General features: G+C 68.2%; 27 protein-coding genes. 22 read left to right on the top strand and 5 right to left on the bottom strand.

Going from position 1 to position 24,153, the window contains the following annotated elements:
* The first annotated feature begins 82 nt into the window (after positions 1–82).
* Positions 83–2,104, top strand: coding sequence for a protein meaA (locus ACFV15_RS09215; protein ID WP_378349688.1), 2,022 nt, complete (start codon positions 83–85; stop codon positions 2,102–2,104).
* Here the strand turns inward: ACFV15_RS09215 and ACFV15_RS09220 are convergent.
* Positions 2,093–2,626 (bottom strand): cysteine hydrolase family protein, encoded by a 534-nt coding sequence (locus ACFV15_RS09220; protein WP_378349689.1) that lies wholly within the window; start codon positions 2,624–2,626, stop codon positions 2,093–2,095. The genes ACFV15_RS09215 and ACFV15_RS09220 overlap by 12 nt on opposite strands.
* Before the next feature lie 70 nt (positions 2,627–2,696).
* Here ACFV15_RS09220 and ACFV15_RS09225 point away from each other — a divergent pair, with 70 nt between their 5' ends.
* Positions 2,697–3,638: a GlxA family transcriptional regulator gene (locus tag ACFV15_RS09225; protein WP_378349690.1), complete on the top strand. Its 942-nt coding sequence runs from the start codon at positions 2,697–2,699 to the stop codon at positions 3,636–3,638.
* Between the two features lie 11 nt (positions 3,639–3,649).
* Entirely contained in the window at positions 3,650–4,423 is a 774-nt protein-coding gene (locus ACFV15_RS09230; RefSeq protein WP_378349691.1) for an enoyl-CoA hydratase-related protein, read from the top strand.
* Here ACFV15_RS09230 and ACFV15_RS09235 read toward each other — a convergent pair.
* Complete coding sequence (locus ACFV15_RS09235; protein WP_378349692.1) at positions 4,420–4,965, bottom strand: NUDIX domain-containing protein; 546 nt, start codon at positions 4,963–4,965, stop codon at positions 4,420–4,422. The two genes, ACFV15_RS09230 and ACFV15_RS09235, sit on opposite strands and share 4 nt — an antisense overlap.
* Positions 4,966–5,002: 37 nt before the next feature.
* Between ACFV15_RS09235 and nucS the strand changes: the two genes are divergently transcribed.
* The 14 genes from nucS (at position 5,003) to ACFV15_RS09305 (ending at position 18,240) form a co-directional block, all read left to right on the top strand.
* Positions 5,003–5,662, top strand: coding sequence for an endonuclease NucS (nucS, locus tag ACFV15_RS09240; protein ID WP_378349693.1), 660 nt, complete (start codon positions 5,003–5,005; stop codon positions 5,660–5,662).
* Between the two features lie 148 nt (positions 5,663–5,810).
* The gene (locus tag ACFV15_RS09245; RefSeq protein ID WP_378349694.1) at positions 5,811–6,455 is read left to right on the top strand and encodes a hypothetical protein; all 645 of its coding nucleotides are present in this window, start codon (positions 5,811–5,813) and stop codon (positions 6,453–6,455) included.
* 62 nt (positions 6,456–6,517) lie between these two features.
* Positions 6,518–7,426 carry a hypothetical protein gene (locus tag ACFV15_RS09250; RefSeq protein WP_378349695.1) on the top strand — a complete coding sequence of 303 codons (909 nt, stop codon included), beginning with the start codon at positions 6,518–6,520 and terminating at the stop codon, positions 7,424–7,426.
* A gap of 648 nt (positions 7,427–8,074) precedes the next feature.
* Entirely contained in the window at positions 8,075–8,851 is a 777-nt protein-coding gene (locus ACFV15_RS09255; RefSeq protein WP_378349696.1) for a hypothetical protein, read from the top strand.
* A 60-nt stretch (positions 8,852–8,911) separates the two neighbouring features.
* Positions 8,912–9,382, top strand: a complete 471-nt coding sequence (locus ACFV15_RS09260) for a hypothetical protein (protein WP_378349697.1) — start codon at positions 8,912–8,914, stop codon at positions 9,380–9,382.
* Positions 9,383–9,551: 169 nt separating this feature from the next.
* A complete protein-coding gene (locus tag ACFV15_RS09265; protein ID WP_378349698.1) occupies positions 9,552–10,052 on the top strand; it encodes a rhomboid family intramembrane serine protease in 501 nt (166 codons plus the stop codon).
* A gap of 42 nt (positions 10,053–10,094) precedes the next feature.
* Positions 10,095–11,792 (top strand): sodium:solute symporter family protein, encoded by a 1,698-nt coding sequence (locus ACFV15_RS09270; protein WP_378349699.1) that lies wholly within the window; start codon positions 10,095–10,097, stop codon positions 11,790–11,792.
* A 9-nt stretch (positions 11,793–11,801) separates the two neighbouring features.
* Positions 11,802–12,050 carry a hypothetical protein gene (locus ACFV15_RS09275; protein ID WP_378349700.1) on the top strand — a complete coding sequence of 83 codons (249 nt, stop codon included), beginning with the start codon at positions 11,802–11,804 and terminating at the stop codon, positions 12,048–12,050.
* Positions 12,051–12,097: 47 nt separating this feature from the next.
* Complete coding sequence (locus ACFV15_RS09280) at positions 12,098–13,078, top strand: DUF3558 family protein (RefSeq protein WP_378349701.1); 981 nt, start codon at positions 12,098–12,100, stop codon at positions 13,076–13,078.
* A gap of 69 nt (positions 13,079–13,147) precedes the next feature.
* Entirely contained in the window at positions 13,148–14,149 is a 1,002-nt protein-coding gene (dhaK, locus tag ACFV15_RS09285; RefSeq protein ID WP_378349702.1) for a dihydroxyacetone kinase subunit DhaK, read from the top strand.
* Positions 14,150–14,151: 2 nt separating this feature from the next.
* Positions 14,152–14,784 carry a dihydroxyacetone kinase subunit DhaL gene (dhaL, locus tag ACFV15_RS09290; protein WP_378349703.1) on the top strand — a complete coding sequence of 211 codons (633 nt, stop codon included), beginning with the start codon at positions 14,152–14,154 and terminating at the stop codon, positions 14,782–14,784.
* Positions 14,781–15,452, top strand: a complete 672-nt coding sequence (gene dhaM / locus ACFV15_RS09295; protein WP_378349704.1) for a dihydroxyacetone kinase phosphoryl donor subunit DhaM — start codon at positions 14,781–14,783, stop codon at positions 15,450–15,452. The genes dhaL and dhaM overlap by 4 nt, the downstream gene beginning before the upstream one ends.
* On the top strand, positions 15,449–16,363 hold the full coding sequence (locus ACFV15_RS09300; protein WP_378349705.1) for a hypothetical protein: 915 nt from the start codon (positions 15,449–15,451) through the stop codon (positions 16,361–16,363). Before dhaM ends, ACFV15_RS09300 begins: the two co-directional genes overlap by 4 nt.
* Before the next feature lie 95 nt (positions 16,364–16,458).
* Positions 16,459–18,240: a 3-hydroxyacyl-CoA dehydrogenase family protein gene (locus ACFV15_RS09305; protein WP_378349706.1), complete on the top strand. Its 1,782-nt coding sequence runs from the start codon at positions 16,459–16,461 to the stop codon at positions 18,238–18,240.
* Between the two features lie 55 nt (positions 18,241–18,295).
* Here ACFV15_RS09305 and ACFV15_RS09310 read toward each other — a convergent pair whose 3' ends face one another.
* Complete coding sequence (locus ACFV15_RS09310; protein ID WP_378349707.1) at positions 18,296–18,775, bottom strand: Lrp/AsnC family transcriptional regulator; 480 nt, start codon at positions 18,773–18,775, stop codon at positions 18,296–18,298.
* A gap of 58 nt (positions 18,776–18,833) precedes the next feature.
* Between ACFV15_RS09310 and ACFV15_RS09315 the strand changes: the two genes are divergently transcribed.
* Entirely contained in the window at positions 18,834–19,952 is a 1,119-nt protein-coding gene (locus ACFV15_RS09315; protein ID WP_378349708.1) for a trans-sulfuration enzyme family protein, read from the top strand.
* Here the strand turns inward: ACFV15_RS09315 and ACFV15_RS09320 are convergent.
* Positions 19,949–20,173: a zinc ribbon domain-containing protein gene (locus ACFV15_RS09320; protein WP_378349709.1), complete on the bottom strand. Its 225-nt coding sequence runs from the start codon at positions 20,171–20,173 to the stop codon at positions 19,949–19,951. The genes ACFV15_RS09315 and ACFV15_RS09320 overlap by 4 nt on opposite strands.
* Positions 20,174–20,272: 99 nt before the next feature.
* Between ACFV15_RS09320 and ACFV15_RS09325 the strand changes: the two genes are divergently transcribed.
* The gene (locus ACFV15_RS09325; protein ID WP_378349754.1) at positions 20,273–21,346 is read left to right on the top strand and encodes an alkaline phosphatase family protein; all 1,074 of its coding nucleotides are present in this window, start codon (positions 20,273–20,275) and stop codon (positions 21,344–21,346) included.
* A 76-nt stretch (positions 21,347–21,422) separates the two neighbouring features.
* Entirely contained in the window at positions 21,423–22,475 is a 1,053-nt protein-coding gene (locus tag ACFV15_RS09330) for an NAD/NADP octopine/nopaline dehydrogenase family protein (protein WP_378349710.1), read from the top strand.
* Here ACFV15_RS09330 and ACFV15_RS09335 read toward each other — a convergent pair.
* Positions 22,462–23,031: a class I SAM-dependent methyltransferase gene (locus ACFV15_RS09335; protein WP_378349711.1), complete on the bottom strand. Its 570-nt coding sequence runs from the start codon at positions 23,029–23,031 to the stop codon at positions 22,462–22,464. The genes ACFV15_RS09330 and ACFV15_RS09335 overlap by 14 nt on opposite strands.
* Positions 23,032–23,086: 55 nt before the next feature.
* On the opposite strand from ACFV15_RS09335, the gene ACFV15_RS09340 reads away from it, so the two are divergent.
* The gene (locus tag ACFV15_RS09340) at positions 23,087–23,833 is read left to right on the top strand and encodes an AraC family transcriptional regulator (protein WP_378349712.1); all 747 of its coding nucleotides are present in this window, start codon (positions 23,087–23,089) and stop codon (positions 23,831–23,833) included.
* 23 nt (positions 23,834–23,856) lie between these two features.
* Entirely contained in the window at positions 23,857–24,150 is a 294-nt protein-coding gene (locus ACFV15_RS09345) for a hypothetical protein (RefSeq protein WP_378349713.1), read from the top strand.
* Positions 24,151–24,153 lie beyond the last annotated feature (3 nt).

The raw sequence follows: 24,153 nt of genomic DNA on the forward strand, positions 1-24,153 counted from the left end.
CACCCCAGACGTGTCCGATTCCACTGGGTCGAGCATGTTACCGACGGGTATAGTCGATGAATCGTCCATCGGGAGGTTCACCGTGCCCTATCCAACGGATCGCGAACGGGACCGGCCGTGGGTTATGCGCACCTACGCGGGCCATTCGTCGGCGGCGGCGTCGAACGAGCTCTACCGCCGTAACCTCGCCAAGGGGCAGACCGGGCTTTCGGTCGCCTTCGACCTGCCGACGCAGACCGGGTACGACGCCGATCACCAGCTGTCCAAGGGCGAGGTCGGCAAGGTGGGCGTGCCGGTCGCGCACATCGGCGACATGCGGCGGCTGTTCGACGGCATCCCGCTCGCCGAGGCCAACACCTCGATGACGATCAACGCGCCCGCGATGTGGCTGCTCGCGCTCTACGTGAGCGTGGCCGAAGAGCAGGCGAAAGCCGAAGGCCGCGATGTGGCCGAGGTGCTCGCGAAGCTGACCGGCACCACGCAGAACGACATCATCAAGGAATACCTGTCCCGCGGGACCTACATCTTCCCGCCGGGGCCGAGCCTGCGGCTGATCACCGACATGATCGCGTGGACCGTGCACCACGTGCCCAAGTGGAACCCGATCAACATCTGCAGCTATCACCTGCAGGAGGCAGGCGCGACGCCGACGCAGGAGGTCGCGTACGCGCTGTGCACCGCGATCGCCGTGCTCGACGCCGTCCGCGACTCCGGGCAGGTCGAAGCCGACGACATGGCCAAGGTGGTCGCCCGCATCTCCTTCTTCGTCAACGCCGGTGTGCGGTTCGTCGAGGAAATGTCGAAGATGCGCGCGTTCACCGCGCTCTGGGACGAGATCACCCGCGATCGCTACGGCGTGACCGACGCGAAGGCCCGCCGTCTGCGCTACGGCGTGCAGGTCAACTCGCTCGGGCTGACCGAGGCGCAGCCTGAGAACAACGTCCAGCGCATCGTGCTGGAAATGCTCGCGGTCTCGCTTTCGCGCGGCGCGCGGGCGCGGGCGATCCAGCTTCCCGCGTGGAACGAGGCGCTCGGGCTGCCGCGTCCGTGGGATCAGCAGTGGGCGCTGCGGATGCAACAGGTGCTCGCGTTCGAAACCGATTTGCTCGAATACGAAGACATCTTCGACGGCTCGCACGTCATCCAGGCCAAGGTGGACGAGATCATGGCGGGCGCGCGTGAGGAGATCGCGCGCGTGCAGGATCTCGGCGGCGCGGTGGCGGCCGTCGAAAGCGGTTACATGAAGTCGCAGCTCGTGACCTCGCTCGCCGAATACCGGCGTGGCATGGAAAACGGCGAGCGCATCCTGGTCGGTGTCAACAAATTCGACACCACCGAGCCGAGCCCGCTGCAGGCCGAGGGTGCCAAGGCGATCGAGACGATCGACCCGGCTGTGGAGAAGCAGGCCGTCGCGGCGATCGAGGAATGGCGAGCGCACCGCGACAACGACCTCGTCGCGAGTTCGCTGGAACGGCTCAAGCTCACCGCCAAGACGACGGACAACCTCTTCGACGCCACGCTCGCGTGTGCGCGCGCCGGCGTCACCACCGGCGAATGGTCCGGCGCGCTGCGCGAGGTGTTCGGCGAGTACCGGGCGCCGACCGGGGTTTCCGCCTCGGCCATGTCCGCCACCGGCAACGCCGAGCTGCTGCGCGTGCGCGACCGCGTCAAGGCGACCGGCGAGGAGATCGGCGAGCGGCTGCGCATCCTGGTCGGCAAACCCGGTCTCGACGGCCACTCGAACGGCGCCGAGCAGGTCGCCGTCCGCGCCCGCGACGTCGGGTTCGAGGTCATTTACCAGGGCATCCGCCTCACTCCGGAGCAGATTGTCGCGGCGGCCGTCCAGGAAGGCGTGCACGTCGTCGGGCTTTCCGTGCTCTCCGGCTCGCACCTGGAAGTCGTCCCGCAGGTCGTCGACGGCCTGCGCGACGCGGGCGCGGGCGATGTCCCGGTGATCGTCGGCGGCATCATCCCGCCCGACGACGCGAAGCTGCTGACAGACCGGGGCATCGCCCGCGTCTTCACGCCCAAGGACTACGAGCTCACCGACATCATGGACGGCATCGTGAGCCTGGTGCGCGAGCGGCATGGGCTAGCGGGCTAGCACGTCACGGGTCTTGACCACCTTGGCGAAGCCGCCGCCGCCCAGATTCGCGGCGGTGGCTTCGCTCAGCTGATCGGCGGTCAGGCCTTCCAGATCGAAGGTGTACGTCGCGTCGAGTGCGAAAGTGACGTCGTAGCCGAGGTTTCCGCCGACGCGGGCGGTGGTCTCGCAGCACATGTTGGTCTGGATGCCCGCGATCACGATGCTCGTGATGCCGCGTGTCTTCAGCCAGCCGTCGAGGTCGACGTCGCCGTGGAACGCCGAGTTCACCTTCTTGCCGAACACCAGGTCGGCGCGCACACCGTCCAAAATGGACTGGAAGTCGTTGCCTTCCTGGCCGGGCCGCAGCGGTGATTCCGGCTTCGGGGAATCGTGGTGCACCAGCACGATCGGCTCCCGGCGCTCCTGCCAGGCGTCGAGCAGTGCCTTGATGTTCGACTCGGCGTCGGGGTTGTTGCGCTTGCCCCAGAACGGTTCGTCGAAGCCCTTTTGTACGTCGATGACGATCAATGCGGTGGTCATACGACTAGTTTGAGTGCGTTCCCGGCGCCAGGGGAGTGGCAAAGAACGCGCGATGCGGTACTTTTCTGCCATGCGAACCGTGGGTGTTCTCCTGCTGCCCGGCAGCCGGTCGTTCGACCTGGCCGTGATCGGGGAGGTCTGGGGCGTCGACCGCACCGACGACGGCATCGGCCCGTTCGAGCTGCGCCTGTGCAGTGCGGGCCGCGCGCCCGTCGAACTGCATCCGGTCGGCAAGATCGGTGCCACACAAGGGCTTTCCGGGCTCAAGGGTTGCGATCTCGTGCTGACGACTGGCCGTGTCGACCCGCTCGCGCCCGTCCCCGATTCGGCCATCCGCGCGCTGCGGAGCGCGGACCGGGTCGCCGCGCTGTGCTCCGGCGCGTTCACCCTCGCCGCCGCCGGGTTGCTCGACGGCCGCGCCGCCACCACGCACTGGCGCCTGCTCGATGACCTCGAACGCGCCGCGCCCGCCGCGGACGTCCAGCGCGACGTGCTGTTCACCGACGACACCGACGTGCTCACGTCCGCGGGTGTCGTCGGCGGCCTCGACCTCTGCCTGCACCTCGTGCGCAAGGACCATGGCGCGGACGTCGCCGCCGCACTCGCCAAGCGGCTGGTCATGCCGCCAGCCAGGGAAGGCGGGCAGCGCCAATATGTCGACATGCCGGTGCCGCCACGGCCTTCGCGGCCCGGCATAGCGTCCACAATGGACTGGGCGATGGCCAGGCTCGGCACCGGGATCGGCGTCGACGACCTGGTCGCGCACGCCGGGATGAGCGCGCGGACGTTCCACCGCGAATTCACGGCCGCCGCGGGCGCCACCCCCGGCCGCTGGCTGCGGATGCAGCGCGTCCGGCACGCGCAGCGCCTGCTCGAGGCCACCGAGCTGCCGGTCGAGCGGGTCGCCCAGCGCTCGGGGCTCGGCACCGCGGCGAACCTGCGCCGCCGGATGCACGCCGAACTCGGCGTCGGCCCCGATTCCTATCGGCGCACCTTCCGGCAAAGCGCGTAACGTCCCTGACCATGGCTGAGTACGAGCACATCCTCGTGAAGCGCGAGGAAGACACCATCACCATCACGATGAACCGGGCATCGCGCCGCAATTCGCTGTCCGACCAGCACCTGGCCGAGCTGCTCGTCGCGTTCCTGGAGGCGGGGGACTCGGACGCGACCGGCGTCGTGCTCGCCGGCGCCGGGCCGGTCTTCTCCGCCGGGCACGACTTCGCCGACGTCTCGTCGCGTGACCTGATGGGGGTGCGCGAGCTGCTGCAGCTGTGCACCGAGCTGATGGCGACCATGCAGTCCGTCCCGCAGGTCGTCATCGCCAGGGTGCACGGCCTCGCCACCGCGGCAGGCTGCCAGCTGGTCGCCTCGTGCGACCTCGCGGTCGCCGCCGAGTCGGCCGGATTCGCGTTGCCCGGCGGTAAAGGCGGCTGGTTCTGCCACACGCCCGCGGTGCCCGTCGCCCGCGCGGTCGGCCGCAAGCGGCTGATGGAACTCGCGCTGACCGGCGACGTCATCGACGCCGCGACCGCGCTCGACTGGGGCATGGTCAACCGCGTGGTCCCCGACGCCGAGCTCGACACGGCCGTCGCCGACCTGCTCGCCCGCGCGACCAGGGGCAGCCGCGCGAGCAAGGCACTGGGCAAGCAGACGCTCTACGCCCAGCTCGACCGTCCGGAGAAGGACGCCTACGCGGTCGCGCTCGAAGTGATGGCCGCGGCGTCCCAGCTGCCCGGCGCCCGCGAAGGCATGGCGGCGTTCCTCGAAAAACGCCAGCCGGAGTGGACCGACTAAGCCTTGTCCCGTTCGTAGAGCAGGAGATGCGCGTAGGCGGCGATCGACTGTGAGTCGGTGATCATGCCGGTGGAGATCATCTTCTCGACCTCCGCGCGGCTGAACCAGGCGCTGCGCATGTCCTGCTCTTCGGTCTCGCGCTCGGGCTCGCCCTCGGTGAGCTCGGTCGCGAGGAAGACCCGCCCGCGCTGGCTGACGAACCCCGGCGCGCAGTCGATCAGCCCGAGTTCGACCATGGAACCGGCTCGCAGCCCGGTTTCCTCGCGCAGCTCCCGCGCGGCGAGCTCACCAGGCTCGGCGTCGGCTCGGTCGGGCGCGGTGCCCTGCGGGAATTCCCAGCGTCGCATGCCCAGCGGATATCGGAACTGCTCGACCAGCCGGAACCGGTCGCCGTCGAACGGGATGACCAGCGCGTAGGCCGGTTTCTCGACCACGCCGTAGATCCCGGCGGAACCGTCAGCCCGCCGGATCCGGTCTTCGCGCACGATCATCCAGGCGTTGCGATACACCTCGCGTGAGCTCACGCTCTCAATGGGGTCCACCCGATCAGTATCTCCGGTGTTGTCCTACCCTCGGCGGGTGCGCCTCGTTCTCGCTCGCTGCCAGGTCGACTACGCCGGCCGTCTGACCGCCCACCTGCCCATGGCGAACAGGCTGCTGTTGGTCAAGTCGGACAACTCCGTGTCCGTGCACTCCGACGACCGCGCCTACAAGCCGCTGAACTGGATGACGCCGCCGTGCTGGCTCATCGAGGACGGCAAGACGTGGATCGTCGAAAACAAGGCAGGCGAGAAGCTCGTCATCACCATCGAAGAGATCTTCCACGAGCACAAGCAGGAACTCGGTGCCGAGCCCGGCCTCCAGAAGGACGGCGTCGAGGCGCACCTGCAGGAACTGCTCGCCGAGCACATCACCACCCTCGGCGAGGGCCACACCCTGGTCCGCCGCGAGTTCCCCACGGCCATCGGCCCGGTCGACATCATGGCCCGCGACGCCGACGGCCGCAGTGTCGCCGTCGAGATCAAGCGCCGCGGCGAGATCGACGGTGTCGAGCAGCTCACCCGCTACCTCGAACTGCTCAACCGCGACCCGCTGCTCGCCCCGGTGCAGGGCGTCTTCGCGGCCCAGATCATCAAGCCGCAGGCCCGCACCCTCGCCGAGGACCGCGGCATCCGCTGCCTGACCCTGGACTACGACGCGCTGCGCGGTATCGAAAGCGACGAGTTCCGCCTGTTCTGAGGCGTTGGTGGCTCAGGCCACCGGCAAGAAATTCCGCAGGTCTCCCGGCCGAAATTCCCCAAGCAACTGCCGGACGCGGTACCGTGGTGCACGTGCATCTGACACATGCATTTGCACAGTCGAACCTTGGGCGAGGGGATACTTCGACATGAGCGCTGAGCCCCCGGATCTGCCGCGCTACCGAGTCATGCTGGCGCTGGACATCGAAGGCTCGACCGCGAGAACGAACCCGGCCAAGGCCGAACTCCGCCGTGTCATGTACGAGCTGCTCGAGGAGGCCCTGCGCGCCGGCGGCATCTCCGAGGCCCACCGCGACGCACTGGTCGACCGCGGTGACGGCGTGCTCGTGCTGATCCGCCCCGTCGACGAGGTCCCGAAGACGGCCTTGCTCAACCCGGTCATCCCCACCTTGACCAAACTGCTGGCCGCCCACGACGCACTCCACCCCGACCACCGCTTCCGCCTGCGCGCGGTGGTGCACGCCGGCGAAGTCCACTACGACGGCCACGGCAACTTCGGCGAGGCGCTCGATGTCGCTTTCCGGCTCTTGGACGCGCCCGCGGTCAAAGCGGCCCTGGAGCAGACCGACGCGCCGGTCGCGTTGGTGGTTTCCGACGACATCTACCGCTGCGTGGTGAAGCACGGCTACGAGGGCATCGATGTCGTCCGATTCGATCCGCTCGTCACGTTGCAGCTCGCGGGCATCCAGCACCGCGGCTGGGTGCATATCCCAGACGAGGACGCCGCCGCCCGGCAATGCAACGAGTACGCATCGAAAGTGAGCTTTCGGTAGCGGTGTAAACGCCCTGAGCGACACCTTGGACTTGGGATGGGTGAACCGAGGGGAGGAGGTCCGTGACCGCGGGCGGTGAATTCCGGAATGCCTTCACCAAACGGTTTTTGTCCTTGATCGCCGAGTTGGAGAATCTGGTACACCGGCACGGATATCTTCGCGTGTTCGCCGGCGTCGTCCCCTTGCTCGGTATCGCCGGGCTGCTGGGTCAATTACTGGGGATCGCCTGGCTGCGCACGACCATCGCGACAATACTGGCGCTGCTTTTCCTGCTCGCGAGCGCTATCGCTTTCGCCGGGACGGAAGCGTTGCGAGCGCGGAACAGGAAGAACATCGAGCTCCTGCACGAATACGCCGACGCGCTGTACACCGCGTCGCCGGTGGTGGTCCGCGAGTGGCGGCAGACGGTGACCATCGAGCGCAACGGCGATGCCGACATCAAACGGGAACTCATCCTGGAAGCGGCTTCCAACGGGGTGCCGAGGCATCTGGCCGTCAACCTCGTCTACTACGGCAGTTCGCCGCTGACCGAACGGGACAAGCGGCGGATCGAGTGCACCGCCTTGCATGCCAATGGCAGGGATCCCCGCAATGCCACGCGCGCCAACGCGACGTCGACCTGGGCCACTTCGCGGAACAAGCGGCCGAAGCTGAACGTCTACGTGCATTTGGGCAACGTGGTCGAGGCGGGCGACGTGGTCACCGTGCGGTGGCGCTGGCCGGGGTACTCCGCCGATCTCATGAACGGCCGGGAGCCGGAGACGTTCGACGTGTACTTTATGCACAAGGTCGCGAAGTTCGAGCACAAGGTGATCTTCCGCGGCGCCGCGGCCGACAACTCGTTCATGACCAGGAACTCGGGTGCGCCCAACCTCAAGCGGGAGGACCTGGGTACCGATGTGGTCATCAAGTTCTCGCAGAAGAACCCGATGGCTTTCCAGTACTACGCGTTCATCGCCGACTTCAGGTGACCGGATGACAAAAAACTACCCAGAGGCAAGATTTCCCGCCCGGGTAGTTTTTCGCCTGCTTTTCGGCTGTTCGGCGTCAGTTGCCGCCGGACTCGGAACCGCCACTCATGCTGACTCCTTGGTCTGTACGGCCAAGCATAGACCCGCTCGGCCTAACATCGGACGGCTAGGGTTACAGGGTGGAGTGCCGTTGTCAAGAATTGAAACCACTTTCGGGTTAGGTTGGCAGGATCAAGGAGCCTTTCGCGCAACGCGGTGCGCTACGTTCCGTTAGAGCACCCTTGCGAGCAGTGTTCGACTGCCCTGTGGCCGGTCCGGCGTGCCGGTGATCTTTCCTCTGTGGATCCGAGACCGAACCGTTTCCTGTTTCGCGTATTTAATGCGCGGCCAGCGCCTCTCCTGGATGCGAGAAAGTAACGGATTAGCTTAGTTGAATGGTGCACGATCATTACTTTTCCGGAAATCGATGCGCCATTCAGGTGAGGTGAGGGCGCGGCCGTTGTGTGCTGTGTCACACTCGAATTCGAGGAGCGATGACGGACGCCCGTCATCGCTGGAGGGTGGCACCAAGTCGCACGACTTACTGTCGTACCAATGGTTTTCGTCCGCCTCCGTGCTCGCCCGCCGTAACGGGACAGGAGGAATCCCATGCGTTATCGCCCGATGGACACCGATCCGGCCGACCCCAGACTCGGCCGTTTCATCCCGGATGACTGGCGCCATGTCGAGCGTTATCCGCTGACCGCGCTCGCGGCCGACGAACTGCCCACGCGCGTGCCGGTCGTCATCGGCGTCAACTGGTACGCGGAATTCGACAAGCCGGAGAAGGACGCCGTTTCCGGCGAGTTCTTCGTCGCGAAGAAGGGCGCGAAGTCGCTCACCCGCATCCGCGGCGGGCACTGCGTCTGCCTGGAGCCGGGCGGCGAGCCCGACACCGACGGGCGGCAGAAGTTCTACGACCAGGGGCGTGAAGGCGCCTGTGTCGGCTTCGGCTGGTCGCGTGCCATGTCGATCTTCAATTCGGACCTCTACGCGGCGCGCTGGCTGTGGGACACGGCCAAGAAGCGCGACCAGTGGCCCGAGACGAACCCCGGCGACGACAACGGCACGTCGGTGCGCGCGGCCGCCGAGGCGCTCGTCGAGCTCGGGCACGTGACGTGGAGCGACATGTACGTCGACGACGACTGGCAGAAGCGCGAGAAGTACACCCCCGACGCGAAGAACGGCCTCAAGGTCTTCCGCTGGGCCAAGAACGTCGAGGACGTCCACGCCGTGCTCGGCAACGAGCGTGCCGACAAGCTCGGCGCCGTGCCGTTCCTCAACTCGTGGGGCATGGGCTACCCGCACCGCACCTACATGCCCGACGACGTGCTCGCCCGGCTGCTCGAGGAGGAGGGCGAGATCGCCGTCCCGACCGACCGCTGAGCCTCCGGCCGCCGGGCAGGCCCGCCTTGCCCGGCGCTTGCCCGCGCTACGTTGTGAACCGTGGACACGAACGGGCAAGCCGCCCGATTTCTTGCGGATTGCCAGCGCTGCGGCGCGCCCACGGAAGGCTGGGTCGCCCAGGTCGTCCGCGACGGCAGGCTTCGATGGGAGGTCGATCTGCAGTGCTCCGCCTGCGGGCTAGCCTCGTGTGACTGGGGTTGGGAGCCTGCCGCGGCGTGGGTGCGTGACGAGCTGTTGGCGCGGCACGGGCCCCGCCGCCTCGAACTGGTCGACCCGGAAGCGCGTGGCGGGCACGTGCTGAAAGCGTTCCGCGACGGGCTCGGGTTTTCCCTGGGCGAGGCTCAGCGAGCGGCGCGCACGTTGCGGCGATCCGGGTACGAGGCCACCTATGCGGAAGCGCGCCTGGTCGCCGACTTGCTGGGACGGGCGGGGATCGACAGCACGCTTGGCCCAGCCGACACACTGCCACCCAACCGGACGGCAGTGCCATTTGTCACGGGAGACCAGTGACAGACGATGGGCGTTTCGGCGGTGGCGGCTTCTTAAGCTCGCGCCATGACCGAAAGAGCCGCCGCTCTACCGCCTCTGCCTGATGTGCGGATCCGTGTCCCGGTCGCCGCGATCGTGGTTCTCGCCTGCTGGGCGATATGCACCGCGCTGTACCACCTAGGGGCCACCGATGTTGTTCCTTGCGGTGCGGCGGGATCCGGAAGCGCTGGCGGCCGGCCAGGTATGGCGGCTCGTTTCACCCGTTCTGGTTCAGCCGGATCCGTTGCCGTCCGTCATCGGGCTGGCCGCGCTGGCCGCGGTGGTCGGCACCATCGCCGAGCGGACGCTGGGTACCGGTCGCCTGGCCGTGCTCCTGGCAGCGGGGGCGCTCGCCGGTCATGGCGTTGGGGAGTGGTGGCAGCCGTATTCCGGTGGTGTGTCCGTGGCGTTCTGCGGCCCGCTCGGCGCGTTGGCCGTGTACGCGTTGATCGAGCGGAGCCGCCCTGTGCCTGCCGCGGTGGTGCTCGTCGGCGCGGTCGTGCTGAGCGTGATCACCGACATCCATGGGCCCGCGATTCCTGGCCGGCGCGGCCGCCGGGTTCCTCGTCGTGCGGCCGGGCAAGCACAGCCGACGGACTGTCACCCGGCCGGGAAGCAGAGCCTGAATCCATGCAGTAGGGTCCGCGATTAACGCGATACCAGCGTTTTTGGTGGACAACTGGAGGTGGCTCGAGTGCACGTCCTTGCGGAGGCGAATCTGCGACTGGACGCGAGCGCGATCGACTACGTGCTGCTGGCGTTCTACTTCGTTCTCGTGCTGGGGATCGGCGCGCTGGCCAGGAGGCAGGTGTCGAGCAGCCTCGACTTCTTCCTCTCCGGCCGCTCGCTGCCCGCCTGGGTCACCGGTCTCGCGTTCATCTCGGCGAACCTCGGCGCGGTCGAGGTCATGGGCATGTCCGCCAACGGCGCCCAGTACGGGATGCCGACGTTCCATTACTTCTGGATCGGCGCGGTGCCCGCGATGCTGTTCCTCGGCATCGTGATGATGCCGTTCTACTACGGCTCGAAGGTGCGCAGCGTTCCCGAGTTCATGCGCCGCCGGTTCGGCAAGCCCGCGCACCTGGTCAACGGCATCAGCTTCGCCGCCGCGCAGGTGCTGATCGCGGGTGCGAACCTGTTCCTGCTGGCCAGTGTCGTAAACCTGCTGCTCGGCTGGCCGCTTTGGGTATCGATCGTCGCCGCCGCGTTCATCGTGCTCTCCTACACCGCGCTGGGCGGGCTCTCCGCCGCGATCTACAACGAGGTGCTGCAGTTCTTCGTGATCGTCGCCGCGCTGCTGCCGCTGACGATCGTCGGCCTGGTCAAGGTCGGCGGCTGGCAGGGACTGGTCGACAAGGTCACCAACTCGCCCGGCGGCTCCGAACAGCTGCACTCGTGGCCCGGTGACAACCTCACCGGCTTCGGCAACAACTTCCTCTCCATTCTCGGCCTGGTCTTCGGTCTCGGGTTCGTGCTCTCGTTCGGGTACTGGACGACGAACTTCGTCGAGGTGCAGCGCGCGATGGCGTCGAAGAGCATGTCGGCGGCCCGCAGGACGCCGATCATCGGCGCCTTCCCGAAGATGTTCATCCCGTTCATCGTGATCATCCCCGGCATGATCGCCGCGGTCAGCGTGTCCGAGTACGTCAAGGACAAGCAGGTGCTGCTCGACGGTGGCAAGGCCGAAAGCGGCGTCACCTTCAACAACGCGCTGCTGCTGCTCATGCGCGACCTGCTGCCGAACGGCATGCTCGGCGTCGCGATCGCCGGTCTGCTGGCCTCGTTCATGGCCGGCATGGCGGCGAACCTGTCCGCCTTCAACACGGTGTTCACCTATGACATCTGGCAGACCTACGTCAAGAAGGACAAGCCGGACGGCTACTACCTCCAGCTCGGCCGGATCGTCACCGCCGCGGCCACCGTGTTCGCGATCGGCACCGCCTTCATCGCGTCGAACTCCGCGAACATCCTGAACTACCTGCAGGACCTGTTCTCCTTCTTCAACGCTCCGCTGTTCGCGACGTTCATCCTGGGCATGTTCTGGAAGCGGATGACGCCGGCGGCCGGGTGGATCGGCCTCGTCGCCGGTACGGGATCGGCCATCACCATCTGGGCGCTGTCGCAGGCCGAGGTGATCGGGCTGAAGGGGCAGGGCACCAGCTTCGTCGCCGCCGGTGTCGCGTTCGCCGTCGACATCCTGGTGAGTGTGGCCGTTTCGCTGGCCACCAAGCCGAAGCCGGACAGCGAACTCGTCGGGCTCGTCTATTCGCTCACACCGAAGGACTCGCTCAAGCACGACGACACCGGCGAGAACTCCGGCTGGTACCGCAAGCCCGCGCTGCTCGCCGGCATCGTGCTGGTCATCACCATCGTCCTCAACATCGCCTTCTAGGAGGTAGCCATGTCTGCTCCCAAAAAGGCCGGTGCCTTCGACATCCGCCTGATCATCGCGTTGCTCACCGGCGTGTACGGGCTGGTGCTGACGATCATGGGCATCGGCTTCACCACCGACGCCGACCTGGCGAAGGCGGCAGGCGTGAACATCAACCTGTGGGCCGGGATCGGCATGCTGGTGTTCACCCTGCTCTTCGTGGTGTGGGCGAAGGTCAGGCCGATCGTGGTGACCCCGCCGGAAGAAGAGGGCGAATAACCGGGTTGTCCCAGCACGCCGCCGATCAGCCCGCTACCGTGCTCCGCGTGCTACCTCGACACCGTCTCACGCCCTTGTTCAGCGCCTTCCTGCTCGGCGCCGTCCTGCTGACCGGCTGCGGCGCCGACCTGGGCAAGGAGAACTTCGCGCGCACCACGATCCCCGCGGCGAGCGGCGACGGCGCGCCGACAGGTGAGATCACCGACAAAGCGGTGTCCGCCGACGCGCTGCGCGCGATCGACACGTGCAAGCTGATCGACAAGACGGCGCTCGCGGACCTGGGCACGGCCGGCGAGCAGCGGATGTCCGATCCCACGCAGTGCCGGACTGAGGTCAAGGACGTCGGCGGCAAGAAGATCGAGATCTCGCTGGAGCTGGGCACCAGCATTCTCCAGGCGTCCAACCCGCAGGGCGTCGTCGCAGGACTTCCGCAGGTGCTCAGGCCCGGTAAGGACGGCGCCCCGGAGTGCACGCTCGGCGCCGTGACGTCCAAGCAGCTGGGGATCGGCATCTCGGTCACCGTGACGTATCAGGGCGGCGACTCGTGCAAGACCGCGACCACGCTGATGGAGAAGGTGGTCAAGCGGCTGCGTGACGCGAACCCGCCCAAGTACACCGTGGCGAAGGGCTCGCTGCTCACCCTGGACCCGTGCACGAGTGTGGACGACGCGGTGGTCAAGGAGCTGGCGCCCGCCGGCAACAAGGTGATCGTCGACCTGCACCACTGCACCTGGAGCGGCAGCGGTCAGCGGCTGACGGTCGAATACGACGACGATGGTCTTGCACCCACGGAGGGCCGCGGCTACGTCAAGGCCGACGTGCCCGGGGTGACCGCGTTCCAGAAGCCGGAGACCGGCACCGCGAAATGCACCGTCAAGTGGACGCACCTGCCGGTCGAAGGCGACCGGGTCGAGGTCGTCACGGTCGGCTTCCAGAACGACCACAGCAAGGACTCCGCCGCGGACGGCTCCTGCGCCAAGGCGGTCAAGGCCGCGAAGACCGTCGTGCCGAAACTGCCGAAGCCGTAACGGGTTGTCGTCAGCTCCGCTGCGCGGTAGACAGGCTGTGCCCTGTCCGAAGATGCACGGAGGCAAGTCGTGAAGAAGATCATCAACGATCCGGCGGACGTGGTCGCGGAGTCACTGCGCGGGCTCGCGCTCGCCCACGGCGACGTGCTGCGGGTCCAGGAAGACCCGGCGCTGGTCATCCGCGCCGACGCGCCGGTCGAGGGCAAGGTCGCGGTGATCTCCGGCGGTGGTTCCGGGCACGAGCCGTTGCACGGCGGCTTCGTCGGCACCGGGATGCTGCACGCCGCCGTGCCGGGCGCGGTGTTCACCTCGCCGACGCCGGACGCGGTCGAAGCCGCCGTCGCGGCCACCGCCGGTCCGGCAGGCGCGCTGCTGATCGTCAAGAACTACACCGGTGACGTGCTGAACTTCGAGACCGCTGCCGAGCTCGCCGAGGCCGAGGGCACCCCAGTCCGCAGCGTGGTGATCGACGACGACGTCGCGGTCAAGGACTCGACCTACACAGCGGGCCGCCGAGGCGTCGGCGGCACTGTGCTGCTGGAGAAGATCGCCGGTGCGGCCGCCGAGCGCGGCGACTCACTCGATGACGTGGAAGCGTTGGCGCGCAAGGTGATCGGCCAGGTCCGCTCGATCGGCGTCGCGCTCACCGCGCCGACCGTGCCGCACGCGGGCACCCCGAGTTTCGAGCTCGCCGACGACGAGATCGAGTTCGGCATCGGCATCCACGGCGAGCCAGGGCGTGAGCGGATACCACTCGAATCCGCCGACGCGCTCGTCGCGCGGCTGATCACGGCCGTCGTCGAGGACCTGCCGTTCGGCTCGGGTGACGAGGTCCTGCTGTTCACCAACTCGATGGGCGGAACCCCGCTGGTCGAGCTCTACCTGGCGCACGGCATCGCGGAAAAGCTGCTCGGGGAGCGCGGGATCACCGTCGCGCGCAGACTGGTGGGACCGTACATCACCAGTCTCGAAATGCAGGGGATCAGCTTGACACTGTTGAAGCTCGACGACGAACTCACCGCGCTCTGGGACGCACCGGTCAACACGCCCGCGTTGCGCTGGGGGATCTGACCATGGGCTGTGGAGCCGAAGGGGTGACGAAGGCCGTGCTGGCGGCGGCCGGCGTGGTCGCCGAGCATCGGACGGAACTGATCGAGCTCGACCGGGCGATCGGCGACGCCGACCACGGGGAGAACATGAACCGAGGGTTCACCGTGGTCGTGGCGGCACTCGCGGACGCCACTCCGGAAACCCCGGGTGAGGTGCTGAAGATCGCGGCCAAGACGTTGATCTCGAAGGTCGGCGGTGCGGCGGGTCCGTTGTACGGCACGGCTTTCCTGCGTGCCGCGACCAAGGCGGCCGATCAGTCCGAAGTAGACGGGCAAGCCGTCGTCGAGCTGCTGCGCGCGGCGCTCGAAGGCGTACAGGCGAGGGGCAAGGCCGAGGTCGGCGACGCGACGATGGTCGACGCGCTGGCACCGGCCGTGGCGGCCGCCGAAGCGGCCGCGGCACTGGACGGCGCGGACATCGCGGCCGTGCTGACCGCGGCGGCCGATGCCGCCGACCAGGGCGCCGAGTCCACAGTGGACCTCGTGCCGCGCAAGGGCAGAGCGTCGTATCTGGGTGAACGGGCGGTCGGGCACATGGACCCCGGCGCGCGGTCGACCGCGTTGATCCTGCGCGCGTTCGCGGAGGCGGCACGGTGACCGTCGGCCTGGTTCTCGTTTCACACAGTGCGAAACTCGCCGAAGGCTTGGCCGAACTGGCCGCGCAGATGGCACCGGACGTGGTGATCATCCCCGCGGGCGGCCTCGAGGACGGCAGCATCGGCACCGACTACGACGAAGTGGTCGCCGCCGCGCAGCGCGCCGACTCCGGCGACGGCGTGGTGCTGCTCTACGACCTCGGCAGCGCGCAGATGACGGCCGAACTGGCCGTCGAGTCGCTGCCCAACCCGTCGACCGCGCTCGTCGCCGACGCCCCGCTGGTCGAAGGCGCCGTCGCGGCCGCCGTCGCCGCGCAAGGTGGCGCCTCGGTTTCGGACGTCGCCGGCGCCGCCGCGGCGGCGGGCGCGCCGCCGGAGTTCGACGAGCTGCCGGAAGCCGACGGTGATCTCGTCGTCGAACTGCGGCTGCGCAATGACGTCGGCCTGCACGCCAGGCCCGCGGCGCTGCTCGCGCGCAGCATCGCGGACCTCGACGCGGAGGTCAGCGTCCGGCTCGGCGAGCAGGAGGCCGACGCGCACAGCGTGCTCGCGCTCATGTCGCTCGGCGCGCGCCAAAACGACCGGATCGTGGTTCGCGCGCGGGGCGCGCAGGCCGCCGACGCCGTCGCGAAGGTCAAAGGCCTGGTGGAAGGTAACTTCGGGGAATGAGATTCGCCGCGGTGCTCGCCGCCGTGCTGGCGCTGGCGGGGTGCACCGCGACGGTTCCCGAAGATCCTGGGAGGACCCCGGACTACCTGCAGCTGGCCGGAACCGTGGTTTTCGGTGACTTCAACACCGTCGATTACTGCAGCCTGCTCGACCCGGCCTCGGCGACCAAGCACGGCGGCACGGAGCCGACCAAGGGGCTTTCGTCGTTCGACTACTGCTCACTGCTGGTCAAGGTCGGCGGCAAGGAGGTCACCGTCGAGGTCGGCTACCTCGGCACCAAGGAATCCCGCCGGGCGGGCGACCGTGTTCCCGACGAAACCAAGAAGCTCCCGCACGGCCTCGTCGCCGAGCGCGGCACCACGTCCGGTGCAGGCGACTGCGCGTACTACCTGCGGTTCGTCGACCAGGTCACCGTGCGCGCGACCGCGAGCCGGTACGCGGCGGACGCGGTGCCGAAGCCGGCGTTGTGCGAGATCGGTTCCGACGTGCTGGACGGGATCGTCGCCTCGGTCTCGGCGAACCAGGTCCGCCACCAGCTCTTCCGGCCGGGCTCACTCGGCACGGTCGACGCCTGCGCACTGCTCGACGACGCGCGGGTGAGCGCGGAGATCGGCGCGGCGATGACGAGATCGGTCCTCGCGTCGAAGCATCGTTGTGAGTGGGTGACACCGGGTGGGTCCTCGGTGTTGCTCAATTTCGTCAACGACGTGCTGCCGCCGGGCGCGGCGGAGGTCACTCCGTACCCGCCGAAGCTCTGCAAGGTCCAGAAGGTGCTCGGCCCCGCGCCCGGCGCGAAGGTCGGCGAGGTCGAGTTCGCCTCGTTGACCGTCAACTCGACGACCGGCAAGGAGCCGTGCGCGGTGGGGCGCGCGCTCGCCGCCGTCGCCTGGCCGAAGCTGCCCGCGGCGTGAGTTAGGTCGTTCTGACTCGATTCCGACAGGCTTCAGGGGGTCTCGCATGGCACTATCAGGAGAAACTACCAGCGAGTAACCACCGGAGGCCGGTTGTGGCACGGGAAATCGCGAGTGTGGGAGTGATCGGTCTCGGCACCATGGGTGCGGGGATCGCCGAGGTCCTGGCCAGGAGCGGGGTGCCGGTAGTCGCTGTCGAAATCGACGACGAGGGCGTCAAGCGGGGGCGCGGGCACCTCGAGCACTCCACCGAGCGAGCGCTGAGCGGTGGCAAGCTGGATCAGGCGTCTCGGGTGGAGTTACTCGATCGGGTGCGGTACACGACCTCGCTCTCGGATCTGTCCGATGTGGACCTGGTGATCGAGGCCATCCCGGAGAGCTTCGACGCCAAGGCCGACCTGTTCATCCAGCTGGACAAGATCACCGGCCCCGACACGATCTTCGTGTCCAACACCTCGTCGCTGTCGATCACGGAGATCGGCGTGCACACCTCGCGCCCCGGCAAGGTCGTCGGTATGCACTTCTTCAACCCGGCGCCCGTGTTGAAGCTGGTCGAGATCGTCCGCAGCGTGGTCACCGAGCCGGACGTGGTCGCCGACGTGGTCGCGTTCGCCGAGAAGCTGGGCAAGACGCCGGTGGTCATCGGCGACCGGGCGGGTTTCATCGCCAACGCGTTGCTGTTCGGCTATCTCAACCACGCCGTGCGGATGTACGAGCAGCGCTACGCCACCCGCGAGGATCTCGACGCCGCGATGCGGTTCGGCTGCGGCTACCCGATGGGCCCGCTGGCGCTGCTGGATTTGATCGGGTTGGACACCGCGTACGAAATCCTCGACACCATGTACCACCAGTCGCGCAATCGTTTGCACGCACCGGCCCCGCTGCTGAAGCAGATGATCACCGCCGGTCTGCTCGGCCGGAAGTCCGGCCGCGGCTTCTACAGCTACGACGGTGTCGATTCGCCCAACGTGGTCACCGACGCCGAGACGCCATCGTCCACTGTGGATTCGTCGGCCGTGCGGCCGGTGCACAAGGTCGGTGTGGTCGGCACCGGCACGATGGCCACCGGCATTGTCGAGGTCTTCGCCAAGCGTGGCTTCGACGTCATCCTGCGAGCACGCAGCGCGGACAAGGCGGCGGCCTCGGTCGCGCGGGTGAAGAAGTCGCTGGACAAGGCCGTCGTGAAAGGCAAACTGTCCGAAGAGGACGCCGCGGCGGCGCTGTCCAGGATCACGCCTGCGGTCGAGTTCGAGGAACTGGCCGACGTCGACCTGGTGATCGAGGCCGTCGCCGAGGACCTCGCGATCAAGCAGGCCGTTTTCGCCGCACTCGACGACGTCGTGAAGCCGGGCGCCATCTTGGCGACGACCACGTCTTCCTTGCCGGTCATCGAATGCGCGGCCGCGACCGCCCGGCCGTCCGATGTGGTCGGACTGCACTTCTTCAACCCGGCCCCGGTGATGAAACTGGTCGAGATCGTGTCGACGATTTCGACCGCGCCCGACGTGCTCGCGACCGCGCGGGCGCTGTGCGGTTCGCTCGGCAAGCACCCGGTGCGCTGCGGCGACCGGGCGGGTTTCATCGTCAACGCGTTGCTGTTCCCGTATTTGAACGACGCGGTGAAGATGCTGGAGGCGCACTACGCGCAGGCCGAGGACATCGACACGGCCATGAAGGTCGGCTGCGGCCTGCCGATGGGACCGTTCGAGCTGCTGGACGTCGTCGGCCTCGACGTCTCGTTGGCGATCCAGCGCACCCTGTTCGACGAGTTCCACGAGGAGGGCTTCGCGCCCGCTCCGCTGCTGGAGCACCTGGTGACGGCGGGACGGCTCGGGCGCAAGACCGGCAAGGGCTTCAAGGACTACACCGCGAAGTAAAGCTCGTGAGCGTTGCTGGCAGCTCCAACCGCATGTTCTGACTCGCCCGCAACGCTCACGAGTCCTTCGGTGGCAGCAACGGCCCGCCCGCCCAATGCTGGAACACGAGGTTCGTGTGCACGCGTGCGACTTCGTCGCGTGCGGTGAGTTCGTCGAGGACCAGGCGCTGGAGGTCGCCCGCCGAGGTGGTGGCGACATGCGCGAGGAAGTCGTCGGGCCCGGTGAGGTGGTAGACGGCGCGGACCTCCGGCTGGGCGAGCAGGTGCTCGATGAACGGGTCGACGAGCGGCCGGCGGTGCGGGCGGACCTGGACGAACAGGAACGCCTCGAGCGGGCGGCCGAGTTTCGCGGCGTCGACCGTGGCGCGCTGGCCGGTGATCACGCCGGTGGTGCGGAGGCGGTTGACGCGGTCGAGGCAGGTCGAGGGCGCGATGCCGACGGCCGCCGCGAGCTCCTTGTTCGTGACCCGCGAATCGTTCTGCAGGATGCGCAGGATTTCAAGATCAACCGTACTCAGTTCGACAGATGCCGTCATTCGCGAATTATATCCGTACCCATTGCGGGCTATCCGGTGAACGAGCGACCCTGCGTCCATGACCTCAGCGATGCGGACCCGAGCCGTGCATGCCGGGCGTGACGATCTCACCGACCTCGGCCTGCACGCTGCCCCTCTCGACCTGTCCACCACCTACCCGTCCCGCGACAGTGCCGACGAGGCGCGCAGGCTGGACGTGTTCGCGACCGGCGCGCTCGATCCGGGCACCCCGGTCTACGGCCGGATCTCCAATCCCACCGTCGAGCGGTTCGAGCGGGCCATCGCCGAACTCGAAGGCTTCGAGCACGCTGTCGCCTTCGCCAGCGGGATGGCCGCGGTCTCGGCGAGCCTGCTCGCGGCCGTGGCGCAGGGCAAGCGGCACGTGGTCGCGGTCCGGCCCGTTTATGGCTGCACGGACCACATTCTGACCTCAGGGCTGCTCGGTACCGAGGTCACTTGGGCCTCGCCGGAGACACTCGCGAGCGAACTCCGGCCGGACACCGGCCTCGTTTTCGTCGAGACACCGGCGAACCCGACGCTGAGCGAGGTCGACATCGCCGAGCTCGCCGCCGTCTGCGGCGAGGTGCCGTTGCTGGTCGACAACACCTTCGCGACGCCGGTGCTGCAGCGTCCCGGCAGGCACGGCGCGAGCCTGGTGCTGCACAGCGCGACCAAGTTCCTCGGCGGACACGGCGACGTCATGGGTGGCGTTGTCGCTTGCGGTGCCGAAGAAGCCGCGCGTTTGCGTCAGATTCGCTTTGCCACCGGCGGGATCCTGCACCCGCTCGCCGCGTACATGTTGCTGCGCGGGCTTTCCACGCTGCCGTTGCGTGTGACGGCCGCTTCGGCGACAGCGGCCGTTCTGGTCGAACGGCTTCGCGAGCACTCCGGCGTCCGTGCCGTGCACTACCCGGGTATCGGGGGGCCGCTGATCGCGTTCGAGGTCGAGGGCGATCCGCACGCGGTCATCGCCGCCGTCCGGCTGATCACGCCCGCGGTCAGCCTGGGCAGCGTCGACACGCTGATCCAGCACCCGGCGTCGATCAGCCACCGCATCGTCGAAGAGGGCGACCGCCACGGCGCGGGCGTGACCGACAACCTGCTCCGGATGTCCGTCGGCCTCGAAGACGTCGAGGACCTGTGGCACGACCTCGACCAGGCGCTGAAGGCGGCCTAGCCGCAGCACCCGCCGCCGCAGCAGCCCCCGCCCCCACCCGAGGGCGCGGGGGCGCTCCCGCCGGAACCGGATCCCGATCCGGTGAGTGCGACGGTGGTAAGGAGTTTGACCGTGTCCTGGTGCCCGTCCGGGCAGGTGGCAGGGGTGCCGGACTCGCTCATCGGGCGCATCAGGTCGAAGGTGCCGCCACATTCACGGCAGCGGTAAGCGTAAGTCGGCATACCCGGATTATCGCCGCACCGGGCGTCGGGTGGGAAGCTGACCCGGTGCATCTGCCGCTACCCGACGACCGCCCGCACCTGAGCCAGGTCGTCCCGTCGATGCTTGCCGCGCTCGGCGTCGACGGTTTCGCCAACACCCTCGATTTTCCGGATGTCGCCCGCACCTGCGTGCTGCTCGTCGACGGCCTCGGCTGGGAACTGCTCGCGGAGCACGCCGACTGCGCGCCCGTGCTCAGCGAGCTCGTGAAACGCCCGCTGCGGGTCGGGTTTCCGTCCACTACCTCCGCAGGGGTCGCCGCGATCGGCACCGGCGTCGCCTCGGGTGAGCACGGGATGGCCGGGTACACCTTCGAGGTGCCGGGCGCCGGCGTGCTCAACGCACTGCGCTGGACCAGCCACGTCGACGGTTCGAACCTGCTGGGCGTGCTCGTGCCCGAGGAGGTGCAGCCGCTGCCGACGACCTTCGAGCGTGCGGCCAGCGCCGGGGTCACCACGAGTGTCGTCAACTACGCGCAGTTCAAACGCTCCGGCCTGACCAGGGCGGTGCAGCGCGGCGGGCAGTACGTGGGCGTCCGCGCGTTCGGCGATCTCGCCGCGCAGACATTGCGCGCGATGGAGGCGAAGCCGAGCTTCTGCTACGCCTACCACAGCGAACTCGACATGCTCGGCCACGTTTACGGCCCCGGCTCAACCGCGTGGCGGATGCAGCTGCGGCAGGTCGACCGGCTTGTCGAGTCGATCATCGAGAATCTGCCGCCCGGCGCGATGCTCGCCGTCGTCGCCGACCACGGCATGGTGACCGTCGAGGACGCACTCGACGTCGAAGCGACGCCCGACCTCCTCGAAGGCGTGCGTGCGATCGGCGGCGAGGTACGCGCGCGCCATGTCTACACCGAGGAAGGCGCCCAAGCCGACGTGCTCACCGCCTGGCGCGCCGTGATCGGCGAACGCGCCTGGATCCTCTCGCGCGACGAGGCGATCGCGGCAGGCTGGTTCGGCCCGCGGGTCAACGACTGGGTCCGCCCGCGGATCGGCGACGTCGTGGCGGCCGCACGCGACCGGTTCGGCATGAAGCTGGAGATGGCGGAGGCCGTCGAGTCCTCACTGGTCGGTCAGCACGGTTCGCTGACGACGGCCGAGCAGCACGTCCCGCTCGCACTCGCGTTTTCGTGAATCCCGTCCGATGAGAGAGGAACTTTCCCCCTCTTCCGCCCGACCACTCCTGCGCAGAGGTCGAGCGCGAGGAGGAATGGTGACGCTGAACGGAATCGGGGTCGTCGGAGCCGGTGGTGAGGGGCGGGCTCTCGCGGCCTACCTGGCGTCACGAGGGCTGCCCGTGCATCTCTGTACCCGAGACACCCGGGTGGCCGGCATCCTCAAGGCGCGGGGCCGTCTCAAGGGCGAGTTCCGGCTCAGCCTGGTCACCGACGATCCGGCGGAACTGCTGGCCGCCTGCCGGGTGGTCTTCATCGCGACCGTGACCACCGCCTACCCGGAAGTCGCCGCCAAGCTCGCGCCGCACCTGACGCCGGACCACGTGGTGGTGCTTTTCTCGAGCAAACTGTGCGGCAGCGTCGAGTTCTCGTGCCTCCTTCGCCAAGCAGGCGTCAGTGGTATCGACGTCGTCGAGACCGACGCGTTGTTCGCGGCCCGTCCCGACGGCGATGACAGCGTGGACGTGCTCGGCATGAAGGGCTGGAACCTCATCTCGGGTGCCACGCCCGGTGCGGTCGACCGGCACGCGGACATGCTCACCGAGTGGTTCCCGATGCTCGAACGGGCCCGCAACCCCATCGAGCGTGGCCTGACCGACTTCGGCGCCGTCGCGCACGTGCCGATCGCGCTGGCCAACCTCGGCACCATCGACCGTGCCGAAGATCTGCTGTTCTACGCCGAAGGCCTGTCCGAGCGCACGGTCGTCCTGCTGGAACACGTCGAGCGCGAGTTCGGCGCGGTCGCCGCCGCCTACGGCGCCAAGCTGCTTCCGATGACCGAGGTGCTCGACCGGTACTACGGCTGCACGACCACGAGCCTGCTCGACGCGATCCGTTCGGTCGAGCCGTACAAGGCGATCCAGGCGCCGCAGAGCCTCGACCACCGCTTCCTGCGCGAGGACATCGCCTCGACGCTCGTCCCGCTCCAGGCGCTCGCCGCGCGAGCGGGCGTCGCGACACCGATGGTCGACGCGGCGATCACCATCAAGTCGGCGATCGGCAGGGCCGACTACGCGGCGAGTGGCCGGACACTGGCCCGCCTGGACTGGGAAGCCTTGTCGCACAAGGAGATCCTCAGCCGGATTTGACCGCCGAGAACTTGACGATCCGCTTCGGGGCGTGCTCGATCTCGACCTCGGAGAACCCCGCGCCGGCGAGCCGGTCCGAGAGGGTGGACACGTCCAGGACGTTCATCGTGTCGCCGATGTGCAGCAGCCGGAACCAGAAGCTCAGCTGGCTGTCGGTGGCCCGGATGATGCCGCCTGGCCGCAACACCCGACAGGCCTCGGCGAAGATCGCGTCCTGGAGCGCGGTCGTCGGCACGTGGTGGAGCATCGTGAAGCAGACGACCGCCGAGAAAGTGTTGTCCTCGAACGGCATTCTCGCGCCATCGCCGTGCACGACCGTCACGCGATCCCCGAACTTCGCGCGCAGATGCGTTACCGAGGCGTCGTCGATTTCGAGCGACGTGAGCTTCGGTGCGAGATCGGCCAGCACGCTGGTGGTCGCCCCGAACCCGGGCCCGAGTTCCAGCACGTTGTCGCCCAGTTCGAAGCCCGCGAGCCGCCGGGGCAGTTCCTCGGCGACGAAGCCCGCCCATTTTTCCGACGAGCACAGCTTGCGGTGGAGCAGGTTCATTGGCATGCGTCGACGCTAAGAGGCAGGGGTGATTGGCCGAAAGGCGATAGTCTGACAACTGATGTCGCAATCCAGACTCTCGTCCTCCTCCACGGCCATGATCCTGGGTGCCTTCGACCTGCCGGCGGGCACCTGGTTTCCATGGCACGCGCACGAGTCGCACCAGCTGGCCTGGTCGGCGCAGGGTGTGGTCGCGGTGAACGTCGGCGACGCGCAATGGGTGCTTCCGCCGACCAGGGCGCTGTGGATCCCGGCAGGTGTCGTGCACCGGACCGGCGCGATGGATCACGCGTTGCTGCGCGGCATCTACGCCGAGGTCGGCCGCTGCCCCGTCAGCTGGCCGGAGCCGAGACTGCTCACCGTCCGGCCCTTGCTGCGCGAGCTGCTGGAATACCTGACCGGCGACATCGAGGACGAACCCCGCCGCCGGGCCGAAGCGGTGGCGTTCGACCTGCTGGAGCCGGTGGACGTCGTACCGATCACCGTGCCGATGCCGAGTGATCCTCGCGCTCGCCGGGTGGCCGAGATGCTGATCGCCGATCCGGCCGATGATCGGGGGCTCGCCGGCTTCGGGCAGGTGGTCGGTGCCGCGGAACGCACGCTCGCCCGGTTGTTCCTGGCCGAGTGTCATCTGACCTTCGGCGCCTGGCGGACGCAGGCGCGGCTCAGGGCGGCCCTGCCTTGGCTTGCCGGGGGTCTGCCGCTCGACGGGGTGGCCAGGAGGGTCGGCTATTCGTCGGCGAGCGCGTTCGTGGCGGCCTTCCGGCGGGCCGTCGGGGTACCGCCGGGTCAGTACTTCTCCGGCTAGAAGTGCGCGTTAGCGTGGAGCACGTGCCTCGACGCAATCGCCCTGATCCCGGCCGCCGTGCACCCGAAATGGGAGCTTCGATGGGCTGGGCGCGGGCCGAGGCCGGTCAGGACGGCGAATGGCTGGTGCGCAGCGTGCCGGGCGCGCAGGCGACCAAGGAGTACCGCTGTCCCGGCTGCGACCACGAGATCCGGCCGGGTACGCCACACCTGGTGGTCTGGCCGGCCGACGAGACCGGGTCCGTCGCCGACCGCAGGCATTGGCACCGGCCGTGCTGGGAGGCACGGGCCAGGCGGCGGCCGAGTCAGCGCCGGTAGCGC

Source organism: Amycolatopsis sp. NPDC059657, from assembly GCF_042734395.1.
Taxonomy (GTDB): domain Bacteria; phylum Actinomycetota; class Actinomycetes; order Mycobacteriales; family Pseudonocardiaceae; genus Amycolatopsis.

What these genes read in the sequence shown, in the direction of transcription:
- ACFV15_RS09220 (WP_378349689.1), bottom strand. Translation starts at nt 2,626, where the DNA reads ATGACCACCGCATTGATCGTCATCGACGTACAAAAGGGCTTCGACGAA.
- ACFV15_RS09225 (WP_378349690.1), top strand. Translation starts at nt 2,697, where the DNA reads ATGCGAACCGTGGGTGTTCTCCTGCTGCCCGGCAGCCGGTCGTTCGAC.
- ACFV15_RS09230 (WP_378349691.1), top strand. Translation starts at nt 3,650, where the DNA reads ATGGCTGAGTACGAGCACATCCTCGTGAAGCGCGAGGAAGACACCATC.
- ACFV15_RS09245 (WP_378349694.1), top strand. Translation starts at nt 5,811, where the DNA reads ATGAGCGCTGAGCCCCCGGATCTGCCGCGCTACCGAGTCATGCTGGCG.
- ACFV15_RS09255 (WP_378349696.1), top strand. Translation starts at nt 8,075, where the DNA reads ATGCGTTATCGCCCGATGGACACCGATCCGGCCGACCCCAGACTCGGC.
- ACFV15_RS09265 (WP_378349698.1), top strand. Translation starts at nt 9,552, where the DNA reads ATGTTGTTCCTTGCGGTGCGGCGGGATCCGGAAGCGCTGGCGGCCGGC.
- ACFV15_RS09275 (WP_378349700.1), top strand. Translation starts at nt 11,802, where the DNA reads ATGTCTGCTCCCAAAAAGGCCGGTGCCTTCGACATCCGCCTGATCATC.
- dhaL (WP_378349703.1), top strand. Translation starts at nt 14,152, where the DNA reads ATGGGCTGTGGAGCCGAAGGGGTGACGAAGGCCGTGCTGGCGGCGGCC.
- ACFV15_RS09300 (WP_378349705.1), top strand. Translation starts at nt 15,449, where the DNA reads ATGAGATTCGCCGCGGTGCTCGCCGCCGTGCTGGCGCTGGCGGGGTGC.
- ACFV15_RS09310 (WP_378349707.1), bottom strand. Translation starts at nt 18,775, where the DNA reads ATGACGGCATCTGTCGAACTGAGTACGGTTGATCTTGAAATCCTGCGC.
- ACFV15_RS09315 (WP_378349708.1), top strand. Translation starts at nt 18,834, where the DNA reads ATGACCTCAGCGATGCGGACCCGAGCCGTGCATGCCGGGCGTGACGAT.
- ACFV15_RS09320 (WP_378349709.1), bottom strand. Translation starts at nt 20,173, where the DNA reads ATGCCGACTTACGCTTACCGCTGCCGTGAATGTGGCGGCACCTTCGAC.
- ACFV15_RS09325 (WP_378349754.1), top strand. Translation starts at nt 20,273, where the DNA reads ATGCTTGCCGCGCTCGGCGTCGACGGTTTCGCCAACACCCTCGATTTT.
- ACFV15_RS09330 (WP_378349710.1), top strand. Translation starts at nt 21,423, where the DNA reads ATGGTGACGCTGAACGGAATCGGGGTCGTCGGAGCCGGTGGTGAGGGG.
- ACFV15_RS09335 (WP_378349711.1), bottom strand. Translation starts at nt 23,031, where the DNA reads ATGCCAATGAACCTGCTCCACCGCAAGCTGTGCTCGTCGGAAAAATGG.
- ACFV15_RS09340 (WP_378349712.1), top strand. Translation starts at nt 23,087, where the DNA reads ATGTCGCAATCCAGACTCTCGTCCTCCTCCACGGCCATGATCCTGGGT.